The organism is Polaribacter sp. Asnod6-C07, assembly GCF_045063625.1.
GTDB lineage: Bacteria > Bacteroidota > Bacteroidia > Flavobacteriales > Flavobacteriaceae > Polaribacter > Polaribacter vadi_A.
Window position 1 is genome coordinate 3633855 of record NZ_JBEFOF010000005.1, and the last position, 15472, is coordinate 3649326.

Sequence of the window (15472 nt, forward strand, 5' to 3'; positions counted from 1 at the left end):
ACGGAAAATCCTCGCTTACAAAAACGCAACTTTTCATACACAAACACGTTGGCAAACATTTAAAACGAACCGATAATGGGATTAGATTCAGTAGAATTATTGATGTCAGTTGAGGACAAATTTGGAATTCAAATTGAGGATTCCGAAGCGGAAAAAATATATACCGTTCAAAATTTTGTAGATTCTGTTTACAGCAAAATCATTACAAATCCGAATGACAAATGTCTGACACAAATCGTGTTTTACCGAATCAGAAAAGCAGTTCGGAATCTAAAACTGACCGATAAAGAAATTAAACCCGATACAAAAATAACGGAATTACTCTCTCAAACAGAATTGAAAGAAAATTGGCACCTATTGAAAACAGAAATCGGACTTGAATTACCTGAATTGGTTGCACTTGATTTCAATCCAAAATTAGGTTCTCACGTCAAAATATTTGGAATTAAAACCATAAAACGAACAACACCAGTTTCAAGCGGAACAATACGTGAATTAATTGATTGGACAATCGCTTTGAATCAGGAAAAACTGATTGATATAAAAAAAATCACAAACAAATACGAGATTGAACGAATTATAATCGGAATAATAAACAGAAATTTAGGAATTCCAATTAGTGAAATAAAATTAGAACACTCAATTACGAACGATTTAGGAATTGATTAAATAATAAAAAACGATTTGCCAACACCGTATATAATTTATTGCTGGCTTCTTGCCTACTTACGAAAGTCCTCGCGGACTTTCTTTGTCCGTAATTATTTACTAAATTAGTTGCTTAAAACACGCAACAAACCATATACAACAACGTTAGCTGTAATAAAATCGAACTCCTAAACCATATCGTTTGTATGAAAGAATTAATAGACTTAATAGTCAGAAAACATAAGGAAAACGGAATTGAAATAAATAAACCTGCTACTCATTCTGAAATTATTGACTTTGAAAATGAAATTGGATTTAAACTACCAAACGATTTGAAAGAATTCTATTTAATCTGTAACGGATTTGGTTGTACTGAAGATATATTTAATATTACTCCGCTTTCTGAAATAACGGAATATCAAAAAGATTATGGAAAGAATTGGTTTTACTTTTCTGAATATATGATTTACTCAGATATGTGGGGAATTAGAATTTCGAAAATTGGAGAATATGAAATATTTAATGGAAGTTATCCTGAAAAAAAATTGACATCATCTTTTGTGGAATTTTTAAAACGATTTTTAAAAGGAGATGTATTTGAAAACGGAGGACTTTATGAATGGCAAGAAGAACTCGGAATAAAATAAACTACAGCTAACACCGTGTAAAATTTATTGCTTTTTAAGGTTTTTCTGGCGAAAAACCTCGCAAGCTTAAAAGTCTGGTTTTATTAGTTATTTTTAGCTAAATTTACGCAACAAACCTTACACAACAACGTTAGGTATAATTACTCACTTTTACGAAAAAAAAACTCTGAAAATCAAAAAAAACACTAACAATTGATTTTCATAACACTATAAAATTGTTAGTCAAAAGAAAAAAATGTACAGTACAAAAGAAAAAAGGAGAGTAAGCGCAGGTCATAATTTAGCATTTAAAATGTGGTCGACTAAAGGAGCAAGATTTGTTGCAGATGAAAGATGTAAGAAATCTTACAGATTATCAAGCTTCACTATTGCATTTCTATCTTTTGAAGTAATTGCCATAAGTATATATTCACTAACTGGAAGTTTTGATAGTTTAATTGAATCTAAAATAATAACTTCTTGGACATTAATTCTTTCAATACTATTCTTAGTTTTAAGTATTTTTGAAAACACAAAGAACTATAATGTTAAAGCTAAAGATTATCATAATTGTGGTTTAGAAATTGGTAAAGTTTATAGCAAACTTAAAATGATATTAGCAACAAATAAAGATGGGGATTTTAATGACCTGAAAATACTCAATCCTTTACAAGATGAATATGACAAAATTTTAGATAAATACGAAAATCACGAGGAAGTTGATTATGCTCAATATAAAATTAATAAGAAAAAAGATTTCAAAATTAATTACGGGTACGTATTAAAAAACCAAGCAATAATATATTTTAACACTAAATTTTTATATCATTTTCTTATTATAATTGTTCCCATAATATTAATAACCTCAATAGTGTTAATCAAGGAGACGAATACTAAAAAAAATGATTTAGATATTGAAAATAATATTGAGATTACGGAATAAAAAAACTATACCTAACAAAGAACTGAGTTAAAAAACAAATAAATTCTTCATTAAATTTAGGCAATAGTTTTCTGGCATTGTTGAAGTAGAATAAATCTCCTTTAGTCGATTTATTTCCAATTCAACAAGCTATAATTATCATTATTATCTTTTATTTTTTTATTCAGTTTTTAATACTGATATATGATTTGCATCATAGGGCTTGCCTGATTTTGCAATCGCAAATGCTTGTTTTAATAACTTGTTTGAAACGGCAATTAATGCTAACTTTTTACTCTTCCGCATAACAAAGTATATAATTTATTGCTAGTTCTAGCTTGCTTACGAAAATTCTCGCGAATTTTCTATTCGGTTTTTATTTGCTAAATTAGGTGCTTAATCACGCAACAAACCATATACAGAAGCGTTGCAAGTAATAGCGGAAACCACTCAGATTCTTAAAATATAAAGCATAAATGAAAACTTTTTTTTCAGAAAACATAATTTGGAAAAAACTTGAAAATCAGAAAATCAAAACATTTTCAATAATCGGAATATTTTTATTCTACATTATTTACAATTTGAATTTCAATAATCAAAATAATGTGGAAATGTCTTTTTTGGAATTATTATTAGGTTTAATAATATCAATGAGTTTGGGAATATTTGTTTCTGGAGTAATTCTTTATAGTTGGTTTAATATAGAGCAGAAAAAAAATAGTTTTCTTAACAAATCTGAAATCTTGAATTTTGATTACTTCTTAAGAATTTACATTCTTTATTATCTAATTATGTTACCAATTGGAATATTATTCTAACTTTTGGAATAGTTCTTTACTCATAAAAGACTTTGAAAATTTATAATAATAGGAAATCACTCAAACTCTGAAAATTAGAATTGAAAACTTAGAAATTGTCGTTTATAGTCTAAATTTTAAAAATCGGAAAAGTAAAATAAAACGGAATTATAAACTGAAAATAAACTACTACTTGCAACACCGTATAAAAAAAATTGCTAAATTAGTGCTTAACCAAAGTTAGTTGCATTTTTTGCTACTTCTGAATTTCCTACGGAAATTCCTCGCACGCAAAAACGCAACTTTCTTTATACAACAACGTTGTCTATAATACCAAATAAGAACTCAAAAGAATGATTGTACCTGTAGAAAATATTGTTGAAACCGTTGATTTAACAGCTGATGACGTTCTATTGCCAATGATGGAATGTATTGTAAATTCCGTTATTAGTTTACAACAATCAGATAAACCATTTAATGAAAAAGTAATTCAGGTTAAAATTCAAAGAGGAAGTTCACCTAAACAAACAAACCTGAATAATATTAACACCATTAAAAGTATAATTATTACGGATAATGGAATCGGTTTTAACGAAAAGAACTACAAATCTTTTGAAACACCTTTTTCTAAAATAAATAAGGAATTTGGATGTAAAGGAATTGGTCGTTTTACAGTACTTGCTGCTTTTGAGAATCTTAAAACAAGAAGTAATTATTTTGAAAATGGACAATGGAATTATAGAGAATTTGAATTTAATTCAGATGATGAACTTAAACCTTTAAAGTTTGAAAAATCTGAAGTTAAAGAATATAAAACGACAGTTGAGTTAAGTAATTGTTTTAATGAAATCATAAAGGAAAAATCAGCTTTATCTTTATTACAGATTTCAGAAAAAATAATGGAACATTGTTTAATCTATTACCTCAATGATTCCTTGCCAAGTATCGTTGTTTATGACGAAGATGAAAAAGAAGCTGAATATATAAATGATTTATTTGCAAAAGTTTCTAAAGAAAAAGAGAGAAGTTTTAAAGTCAAAAACAAACCTTTTAAAATTTATATTACAAAAACACTAAAAGAAGGGAACAGGAAAAACAATTATGTTTATTACTGTGCAAATTCTCGAGTAGTTGGAAATCCAAAAAATATTAAAAATTTTAATAGTTTATTTAATTATCCTATTTCTAAAAATGGTAATCTATATTTTTTAGATGTTTATGTTGTTTCTGAATTCTTAAATCAAAAAGCATTTAGCACTAGAAATGGATTTAATATTCCAAAAGAAAATGAAAATCTACTTTTTCACAATAATGAAATTATCGCATTTCAAGATATTGAAGAAAATTTGACAGAAATTTTAGAAGATGAATATGACCAATTTGTAAAAGAGTCTAAAATTAAAAGCCAAAAACAAATAGAAAACTATATAATTGATAATGCACCTAGGTATAGAAGTTTTTTAAAAAATCCCGCTATTTTAGATGCTATTCCACCAAATCTATCAGAAGATAAACTTGAAGAACATTTATATAAAATATCATATTCTGCTCGAAAAAAAGTTGAAAACCATATTGAAAAATTTATTTCCAATAAACAAATCAACGAAGAATCAATTGAAAAAATTAAAGACGACATAAGGGAAAAAACAGCTTATGACATCGATAGTTTAGCAGATTATATGACTAGACGAAGAGCTATAATTCAATTATTTGAAAAGTTTTTAGATGCAGACGAAGAAGGAAAATATAAATTAGAAGAAGATGTACATAATATAATCTTTCCTATGGGTTTAACTAATAATGAAACCTCATACGAAAACCATAATCTTTGGCTTTTAGACGAAAGATTTATTAATTATAAATTTATTGCTTCTGACAAATCAATTACTTCATTTTCACAAAAGAAAAGTCGTAAAGAACCTGATTTACTTCTTACAGATAGCGCAGATATGTTTGAAAACCCAATTAGTTTTGGGAATCGAAATTCAGGAGAAGTTAACTCAATGGTTATTTTTGAATTTAAACGACCAGGAGAAATTGCCCATCAAAAAAACAAAGGAGATTATAGATGGGAATTTTCAGATTTAGTTGAACCATATTTTGATGAATTTCTATATAAACAAGACAAGAAGAACTATAAAGGAAATCAAGTCATAATAACAGAAAACACACCAAAATTTGGTTTTATAGTTTTAGATGTTATTCCATCTCAATTAGAAAAATATAATAAAGGAAAAGGATGGAAAAAAACACCATTTGGAACTTATTACAAAATACAATCTGAATTAAATTTACATATAGAAGTTATGACATTCAGAAAGTTATTAGATATAGCACAAAATAGACATAGTGCATTTTTCGATAAACTTTTTGCTTAAGAACAAAGTACTATAGACAACACCGTATATAATTTATTGCTAGTTCTAGCCTACTTACGAAAATCCTCACGGATTTTCTATTCGGTTTTTATTTGCTAAATTAGGTGCTTAAACCACGCAACAAACCATATACAACAACGTTAGCAGCAATAAAAAACCACTCTTATAAAATGAACAAACTCTTATTCGAAGACAAAATCGATTGGTTAAAAAAAGAAAAAAGAACCAACGAATGGACAACAATTTATAAGAATATAAGAGATGATGAAAATGAAGAAAATATTTTCGCCATTATTTTCCCTGAAAACTTAAGAAATAATTTTTTAGAACATTCTAGCTGGACTTTAAATTCAACACAATTTAAACCTGAATTTGTTCACGCATTCGGAGAAAAACCTGAATATCAAAGATGGGGTATAGAAAGCAAATATGAACCTATAATCTTTCAGAGGTTTTATAATAAAATATATCCTACAAAAATTGAATTAATTGAGGAGTTTAGACTTTATTATAACTTGTATTTTGATGAAAAAAACAATGAATATATTTCTGTCGATTTATATTCAAAAGAAACTGTAATTGTCAAATTCACAAGTGAAGAAATAAAAGTCAAAACAGATTCTTTAAGAAAATTTTTGTTTGCTAAAAAATTCATTTTAGGAATACAAATTGATGATTTTAGATTTTCTGCTAGTAATTTAGAAGATTATAACTTAAAAGAAGAAGATTATTTTCACAAAACTACTAATCAATATTGCTATAATATTGATTTTCAAAAATCAACTTGGTCTAATAATCCTAATAAAAAAATTAATTCTAGACTATTAGCTAAATGTATTATTGAAGGTTATAAAAATCTTGATATAAAAACCGATTACGAAGAAAGTGAAAATGAAGAAAGTTGTTCATTCATTGTTGCTTTAGACTTAGATTTAGGAATTCCAATATTAGAAAACTGCAACAAAAGTAAATTCGACAATGAACAAGATAAATACGGTTATTTCACACCTATTTCTTTTTCAAGAGATGTTTTAACAAAATATTTTCAAAATCCTAATAGATTTTCAATAGAAGACAATAGTGTTAAACTAAAAGGTTCTTGGCGCTTAGATATTGATAATAATATTGACGATTGTATTATAGTATATTTAGGTGATTTAAGAACTATTCCTTATGAAGAACAATTGTATTGGAAAAGTTTTAACATAAATCCTAAACAGGGAATTAGTAAAAGAAAATTCCAAATAGATTTTTTAAGCGAATATGTTGAACCAGAAATTGAAGATTTAAAATTTAAAAACGAATATATAAATATCAACAAAGAATGGAATAACACATTTGGATTTAAACTTTTTACAGATTTTGACTCAGATGATGTTCATTGTTTTAAATCTTTAAGAATTCCATTAAAAAATGATAAATCAGAATTTGATAATCTAATATTAAATTTAGCAAAAGTATTTATCGATTATATTAATATTAAAGAAATTAATAATCATATTTCTACAGAAAGTAAAAGTTTAAATTCAATTGAAAAACTAAGAATATATCTTGAAAATCTGAGCAATAAAGAACAACCTGAAATAATCAGTTTCTTTAAAGATTTACATAAACTTAGGTCTGTTGGTTCTGCTCATAGAAAAAGTTCTGATTATAATAAGATTTTGAAAAAAATGTCAATTCAAAATAAATCGGAAATAGAATCATTTAAAAGTATTTTAAAACGAGGAATATCAACAATTAATTTATTAAGAAATATTATTGAAAAATAACTGCTGCTAACACCGTGTATAATTAATTGCTGGTTTTAGCCAATTTACGAAAGTCCTCGCGGACTTTCTATCTGTGATTTATTTACTAAATTTAGTGCTTAAAACACGCAACTAATCATACACAAACACGTTATGCTACATTAGACCAATGAGACAAACATTATTACTTTTAATTGGAATTTTAGTTTCCACAACAACTTTTTCGCAGAACAAAGCGACTGAATTATACACTTCTGGAAATTCGAATTTCAAATCGGGAAACTTTCAAGAGGCAATTTTAAATTATACCGAATTAATGGAATTGGTGGACGATAAATCTGTCCGAAAAACTTGTTTTATAAATCGTGGACTTTCNCTAAGCCCCAGTTACCATCTGCATGATAAAATGCATCTTCAACTTCATCTTCTACTTTAATTAAAGCATCATACTCATAACCATCAGCAATATCAACTCTTAAACTTTGTTGAATTTCTGTACTTACAGTATTATATCTGTGTTTGATGTTGTTTGCAGTTTCAGAATATAACTCAACCATAGAAATATCTGCAGTATTACCTTCTTCTGTACTTCTTAATGCTACAACTAACTCACCTTTATCTCTGTAGATTTTAGAAGCGTAAGTTTCTGGAAACTTCTGTACTTCTGTTTGTGCAACAGGAATATAAGATTTTAAGTTGTTTAAAATATCAGCTACTAATTTCTGAGTATCTGCTGGTCTTGTAGACCATACTTGGAAGTTGTACACATCATTAAACTTGGTATAGTTATTTACATACCAGTTTGTTTGAATTGTATAATTTGCATCGTTATTGTTCTTAGCAGTTGCAAAAGAGATGGCATATTCTATTTCTCCACTTCTTTGCTTAATTCCTTGCATTAAGAAATTATAACCTTCAATTTCTACTTTCTGAATGTTTAAAATCTCAGCACCTCTTAAACGATCACAAGAAGCTTTAGTGTGATTGTAAATTTTATCAGAAGTTTTAATACCTAAAACAACACCTTTTGTTTCACCATTTAAAGAGAAGTCTACAGACAATACTTCATCAGCAATTGTGTAATCTAAGATATCAGTAGGAGAAGTAACGTTTGCTACATTACCAGCATATAATTGAGCTGGAAACATATCTAACATTGTTTGTCCTTTACCTTGGTAAGGTTGAGATTTCTTTAACTTGGTTTTGTTAAATAAGTTTTCACTAGATTTTACAAACTGAGTTGGTACAGAGTTCTTTTTTCTACCTACGTAGATTTTAGAGATTGCATCTCCTAAAGATTCAGACTCAACACCTCCAGAGTTTCCACCAGAAGTTCCTCCTGTTGGAACGATATAAGCAAAATCTTGATCTAAATTATCTTCACCAGCACCTAAGTTAATTGTACTGTTATTTGGTGTACCAACACTATCCCAATCATAAGTTTGTACTAAGTCAGCTGCAGTTTCACCTGCAGGAATTCCAGAGGTTACAGTGCTAACATCTACACTAATTGTATAAGTTCCTGCTGGTAAATTATCGAATAAATAATTTCCATTTGCATCAGTTGTAGTTGTAAGGTCATCACTTGCATCTCCAGGAGTTCCTGGATCTAAAGTTACAGTAGCCCCACCTAAACCAGCTTCGCTAGCATCTTTTATTCCATCTCCATCTGTATCATACCAAACTGTATCTCCTATAGAACCTAATCCATTATCACCAACATAACCAAAGTCTTGATCTAAATTATCTTCTCCTGAAGCTAAAGTTACATCGCTTGTGTTAGGTGTTCCTATTCCATCTGCATCAAAAGTAGAAACTAAATCTGAAGCTGTAACTCCTGAAGGTATTCCTGCAGTTACAGTTGTTGGATCTACTGTTATTGTATAATTACCAGCTGGTAAATTATCGAATAAATATGTTCCATCTGGAGCTGTTGTTGTTATAATATCATCACTTGCATCTCCAGGAGTTCCTGGATCTAATGTTACAGTGATACCTGGTAAACCATTTTCACCAACACCTTGAACTCCATCTTTATCTGCATCATACCAAATTGTGTCTCCAATAGAAGCTGGTGCATAATAACCAAAATCTTGGTCTAAATTATCTTCTCCATCAGCTAATGTAACATCACTTACATTGGCAGTTCCAATTCCATCATTATCATAAGTTTGATCTAAATCTGCAATTGTAACGCCTGTTGGTAATCCACCAGTTACTGTACTTAAATCTACACTTACTGTATAATCCCCTGCAACTAAATCATCAAATAAATAATTTCCATTTACATCTGTTGTTGTAGTTACATCATCACTTGCATCTCCAGGAGTTCCTGGATCTAAAGTTACTGTTGCTCCTTCTAATCCGTTTTCACCAACATCAGAACCATCTTTGTTTGTATCATACCAAACTTTATCTCCTATTGAACTAGGTGCATAGTAACCAAAATCTTGGTCTAAATTATCTTCTCCATCAGCTATTGTAACATCACTTGCATTGTCAGTTCCTATTCCATCATTATCATAAGTTTGATCTAAATCTGCAATTGTAACGCCTGTTGGTAATCCACCAGTTACTGTACTTAAATCTACACTTACTGTATAATCCCCTGCAACTAGATCATCAAATAAATAGTTTCCATTTGCATCTGTAGTTGTAGTTACATCATCACTTGCATCTCCAGGAGTTCCAGGATCTAATGTTACTGTTGCTCCTTCTAATCCGTTTTCACCAAGACTAGAACCGTCTTTGTTTGCATCGTACCAAACTGTATCTCCTATTGAACTAGGTGCGTAATAACCAAAATCTTGGTCTAAATTATCTTCTCCTGCAACTAAAGTAACATCACTTGTATTGGCAGTTCCTGTTCCATCATTATCAAAAGTTTGATCTAAATCTGCAATTGTAACGCCTGCTGGAAATCCACCAGTTACTGTGCTTAAATCTACACTTACTGTGTAATCTCCTACAACTAAATCATCAAATAAATAGTTTCCATTTGCATCTGTAGTTGTAGTTAAATCATCACTTGCATCTCCAGGAGTTCCTGGATCTAGGGTTACTGTTGCTCCTTCTAATCCGTTTTCACCAAGATTAGAACCATCTTTGTTTGCATCGTACCAAACTGTATCTCCTATTGAACTAGGTGCATAGTATCCAAAATCTTGGTCTAAATTATTTGCTCCTAATCCTAGAGTTACATCACTAGTATTTGCAGTACCTATTCCATCATTATCAAATGTTTCTGATAAATCTGATGCTGTAACTCCTGCTGGTAAACCACTTGTTACTGTGCTTGCATCAACTGTAACAGTATAATCACCTGGAGGTAAATTATCGAATAAATAATTACCATTTGCATCTGTTGTAGTGGTTACATCATCACTTGCATCTCCAGGAGTGCCAGGATCTAATGTTACAGTTGCTCCTTCCAATCCGTTTTCACCTACATTAGAACCATCTTTATTTGCATCGTACCAAACTGTATCTCCTATTGAACCTGGTAAAACTGTTAATTTTGCTGATGCAATTTCTTCTAAACAAACTTTATCTAAATGTGTTAGTTTTACATAATACTCATTACCATCTAAACTGTTTGTAGTTGGATTTATAGTTAGAGATGCAGTATTTACACCTGAATAAGTACCAGCGTTATTTAATAAAGTTCCTCCATTATTAGGATCTCCTAAATACCATTGGTATAAAATTCTACCTGAAGCATTTCCTGGAGAATCATAAACTGGATTACCTGATAAATAATTAGTTGCCATATCTGCAGAACCTACAACAGTAAATGTAGCAGATTGACCTGTACCTACAGTTTGATCTGAAGGAGGTGTATCTATTGACATTTGATGTGCAATCGTTTCTTTACCTTCTGTACCATTGTAACCTCCTGTACCACCAGTTACTAAACCATCAGCATCAAAACCAGTTCCATCTATAATTCCATCATTATTTAAATCTAAACCTCCTGATTCTTCTACATCTAAACAACCATCACCATCAGAATCTAAATCTTGTGAGTTTGGTATACCATCTCCATCTGTATCTAAACAAACTTGGTTACCTGTTAAATCTACATTTAACACTTTAGCCCCATCATTTGTACCAGAAGCTGGTCCATTTGAAAAAGCTGTAACTGTTAAACCATTTCTTAATTCTAATAAGTAAATAACACCAGATCCATTATTACCTAAGTAAATTTTACCATCTAAAGTACTATAAACTGCTCCGTAAATACCAGAAGGTAAATTAACTACAGAACCAACAAGGCTAGAAACTTCATTAGTAGTATCGAACTTATATAAATTACTTGTATTATTTGCAACTCCATAGAAATTACCATCTGAGGCATTAAAAGCAATATCAGAAACATTAAAACCACCTGCTGAAAAAGAAGATATTTCAGTTTTATAGGTAGCTGAACTAGGATCTGCATCTATTACTGTTACTTTTGAAGAAGTTGTAATAACATATTGTTTTTTAATAGGATCGTAAGCACCTGAATAAGCTGATGTACTGATTGGTAAAGTTTCTATAATATTAAATGTTGTAGGATCTATAAGAACTACGTTATTTGCTGTTCTATTTACGGCCCAGAATAAATTATCTGCTTCATTTGCAGCAACTGCATTTGCTTGAAATGTTAAATCTTTATGCGGAGTGGAAACTCCCGTAGTTAAATCTACTAAATATACTTTTGTAGGGTTTCCTTGAAAAAGGTAACCTTTAGTAGCATTTGGAAAAGTAGATACTGCATTTCCACAACCTTCATCTTCATCTAAAATTCCATCATTATCATCATCTAAATCACAAGAATTATTAATTCCATCTGCATCTGGATCGTTAGCAGTTACTACACCCACTGTTGCTCCAATTGAACAACGTGATGAATAACCAAAATCTTGATCTAAATTATCTTCTCCAGCACCTAAAGTAACATCACTTCTACTTACACTTGCTGTTCCATCATTGTCATAAGTTGGTGTTAAATCATCTGTTGTTACATTAGCTGGTAAACCTCCTGTAACTGTTGATGTGTTTACGCTTACTGTATAATCGTCAGCAGGTAAATTATCAAATAAATAATTACCATTAGCATCTGTTGTTGTAGTTACATCATCACTTGCATCTCCAGGAGTACCTGGATCTAAAGTTACTGTTGCACCTTCTAAACCGTTTTCTGTACCGTTTAAAGTTCCATCTCCATCAGCATCATACCAAACTGTATCTCCTATTGAACCTAATTGTATAATTCCAAAATTTACTTCTGTTTCTATTTCTGTACCTACAGAAACTGAGATAATTCCGTTTGTATTTCCATCATTACCTGCAGATGTTCCTTGATTTTCTCCTGTATTTGACCAATTTACAGGTAAATTAGGAGTAGTACTTCCATTAGGATTCGTATTTAAAACTATTGTGTAGTCAGTATTTGGCTCTACATCATCTAAAAATGAATAAGAACCATCACTATTAATTGGTACAGTATCTATAATAGTATTAGAACCATCAACCAAACTAGCATATAATTGTGTTCCACTAGGAGTATCTATACCTGTACCATCTACTGTATTATCTGTAAGTCCATCCAAATCATTAAATACATTACCTGTAACACCTGGCACTAGAGGATTTGTTGGATTATTTTCGAATGTGTCATCTGAGATACCATAAAACTTAACATCAGCATCTCCATTATTATCTATTCTAAACCCATAAATTGGTTGGTTAGTATTAAACAACTCTACGTCTACTACTGAAAAGTATTGTGGTTGATTAGCATTTCTACCTGCAGAACCATATCCTATATTCCAATCGTATCTATTATTACCATTGCTTGATGTTGTTCCTGTTTGAAAACCAAACCTTAACTCTCTTGCAGTAACTATAGGATCACCATTAACATCTAAAGGAATTATTCTAAAAAAAGTATTCCCATCTCTTTCACTAACTACTAAATAATCATCGTTAGTTAAAGCCTTGGACCAGTATATATCAAAGTCATCAGCAGCTGGAGTATTAGAAGAACCATCATAAAACATATAACTTAATGCATTACGATTTGTTACCATGTCTTGCATAGCATCCTCCCACTCACTAACTCCGTTAGAAATTAATGTTTCTGTACCTTCTGTATAAATACCTACACCTGCTGTAGCATTGGTAAAATTATTACTGGCTAAATAAGCTCCTTTTGCATTTAAAAAATCAAGAGTTTTAGTAGTACCTCCATCATTAATTTTAACATAATTCATTAAAACTGGAAGCGTAGTTCGGCTAGCTACTGGTGTTGGGTCTATACCTCCACTTGTTTGCGTAATTGTACCTCCATTAAATTCAATTTGTACTTCTGTAATAGGCACGTTATCTGTCCCCAAAACAACATTATACATTGTTTGAGCTTTTATTATTCCAGAAAATAGAAAAATGAGAAGAATTGATAAGGGTAATTTTATTTTCATTTGATAATTGTTTTTTTATTTATTTGATAGATTGTTAATTTGAATATAATTTTAAGCTCTTTAAAATTTAGATACGATAGTTATTATGATTCCATTCCTAATCTAAAGAATAGATTATAAATGAAAAATATAAAAGTTTTCAATTGTATATATTGAGTGTTTTTTTATTTAAGAGGTAAATAGAAGTACTTTCATTTTTTTAGCTTAGGGTTTTTAGGTTTACTTTAAAAGGGTTATTTATTTAATGTATTATTATTTACAAATATAATAGTGCATTCTTATTCTATTAAGAGAATAAAGATGAACTGTATTTAAACATAGTTAAATTGCTAAAAAATTAGGGTAATACATTGTTTAAAAAAGACAAATAACTATAATTCTAATTTAAGAATTATGGGGATGTAGTGTAGGGTAAATCTAAAAAGCTTTTAAATTTATTTATTCACTTTAATATACAATTTTTAGCTAATTTAATATAGGCTAAAACTAGAACTTGCATTAAAATAAATTGAGGTAGTACAAATTTACAAAAAAAATATTAATAACAAATACATTATCATTTATTTATCTTAAAAAATAGAACACTGATACTTATATTTTCATGTATATTTGCAGCCCATTAGTAGAGAGAAAATGAGATTACACAGAAACTTAACATTTGCTGTTATAGACAGCATTAGAGATATATTTAACGAAGGTGTTTATGCAGACAAAGCTGTAGAAAAAGCACTAAAAAGAGATAAACGTTGGGGAGCTAGAGATCGTAAGTTTGTGGCAGAAACAATTTACGATATTGTACGTTGGAACCGTTTATATGCAGAAATAGCAGAAGTAAAACCCCCTTTTGATAGAGATAATATTTGGAGACTATTTTCTGTTTGGTGTATTTTAAGAGGAATTGCATTACCAGATTGGAACCAAATTGGTGATGTACCAGAAAGAAGAATTAAAGGTCGTTTTGCAGAATTATCTAAAACTAGAAAATTTAGAGAATCTATACCTGATTGGATGGATGAACTTTGTGCCAAAGAATTAGGCGAAGATACTTGGACAAAAGAAATTGCTGCTTTAAACGAACAAGCCAAAGTTATTCTTAGAACCAATACATTAAATATATCAAGAGAAATTCTTCAGAAAAAATTAAGATCTGAAAATGTAATTACAGAAATTGTTCCTAACCATCCAGATGCTTTGGTATTGCCAGAAAGAGCAAATGTATTTAGAACAGAAGCTTTTCATAATGGATATTTCGAAGTGCAAGATGCTTCATCGCAATTAGTAGCAGCTTACTGTGATGTAAAACCGGGAATGAAAGTAGTAGATACTTGTGCTGGTGCTGGTGGTAAAACTTTGCATTTATCTGCATTAATGGAAAATAAAGGACAAGTAATTGCAATGGATATTTACGAAAGTAAATTGCGTAAATTAAAAGTAAGAGCCAAAAGAAATAAAGCACATAACATTGAGTTACGTGTAATAGATTCTACAAAACCAATTAAAAAATTACATGGTAAAGCAGATAGAGTTTTAATTGATGCTCCTTGTTCTGGATTAGGTGTTATCCGTAGAAATCCAGATTCTAAATGGAAATTACAACCTGAATTTATTGATAATATTAAAAAAGTACAACAAGAAGTTTTACAGCAGTATTCTAAAATGGTAAAACCAGGAGGAAAAATGGTTTATGCTACTTGTTCTATTTTACCATCCGAAAATCAAAATCAAGTTAATACTTTCTTAACATCAGAAGCAGGAAAAGATTTTACTTTTGTAAAAGATAAAAAAGTGTTAGCTCATAAATCTGGCTTTGACGGGTTTTATATGGCTCTATTAGAAAAAAAATAGTTTTTATACTTTAATTGCTGGTATAAAAATTTAGTGGT

7 protein-coding genes and 1 pseudogene are annotated in these 15472 nt (G+C 29.8%); 6 read left to right on the forward strand and 2 right to left on the reverse strand.

All coding sequences use genetic code 11. From position 1 onward, the window contains the following. Positions 1-75: 75 nt before the first annotated feature. The 3 genes from ACJJVK_RS15885 to ACJJVK_RS15895 all read left to right on the forward strand — a co-directional run bounded on the left by ACJJVK_RS15885 (position 76) and on the right by ACJJVK_RS15895 (position 2217). A complete protein-coding gene (locus ACJJVK_RS15885) occupies positions 76-669 on the forward strand; it encodes a phosphopantetheine-binding protein (RefSeq protein WP_405567781.1) in 594 nt (197 codons plus the stop codon). A 185-nt stretch (positions 670-854) separates the two neighbouring features. Then, complete coding sequence (locus tag ACJJVK_RS15890) at positions 855-1295, forward strand: SMI1/KNR4 family protein (RefSeq protein ID WP_405567783.1); 441 nt, start codon at positions 855-857, stop codon at positions 1293-1295. 235 nt (positions 1296-1530) lie between these two features. Next, positions 1531-2217, forward strand: a complete 687-nt coding sequence (locus tag ACJJVK_RS15895) for an SLATT domain-containing protein (RefSeq protein ID WP_405567786.1) — start codon at positions 1531-1533, stop codon at positions 2215-2217. A gap of 159 nt (positions 2218-2376) precedes the next feature. Here ACJJVK_RS15895 and ACJJVK_RS15900 read toward each other — a convergent pair. Beyond that, positions 2377-2496 (reverse strand): annotated as a pseudogene (locus ACJJVK_RS15900) (IS110 family transposase); the annotation flags it as partial. A gap of 850 nt (positions 2497-3346) precedes the next feature. Between ACJJVK_RS15900 and ACJJVK_RS15905 the strand changes: the two are divergent. Both ACJJVK_RS15905 and ACJJVK_RS15910 read left to right on the forward strand, forming a co-directional pair. Continuing rightward, positions 3347-5371 (forward strand): hypothetical protein, encoded by a 2025-nt coding sequence (locus ACJJVK_RS15905; RefSeq protein WP_405567788.1) that lies wholly within the window; start codon positions 3347-3349, stop codon positions 5369-5371. A gap of 170 nt (positions 5372-5541) precedes the next feature. Beyond that, positions 5542-7143 (forward strand): hypothetical protein, encoded by a 1602-nt coding sequence (locus ACJJVK_RS15910; protein ID WP_405567791.1) that lies wholly within the window; start codon positions 5542-5544, stop codon positions 7141-7143. Positions 7144-7478: 335 nt separating this feature from the next. Here ACJJVK_RS15910 and ACJJVK_RS15915 read toward each other — a convergent pair whose 3' ends face one another. Beyond that, positions 7479-13589 (reverse strand): beta strand repeat-containing protein, encoded by a 6111-nt coding sequence (locus ACJJVK_RS15915; RefSeq protein ID WP_405567793.1) that lies wholly within the window; start codon positions 13587-13589, stop codon positions 7479-7481. A 633-nt stretch (positions 13590-14222) separates the two neighbouring features. Here ACJJVK_RS15915 and ACJJVK_RS15920 point away from each other — a divergent pair. Continuing rightward, complete coding sequence (locus ACJJVK_RS15920) at positions 14223-15434, forward strand: RsmB/NOP family class I SAM-dependent RNA methyltransferase (protein ID WP_405567796.1); 1212 nt, start codon at positions 14223-14225, stop codon at positions 15432-15434. Positions 15435-15472: the final 38 nt, after the last annotated feature.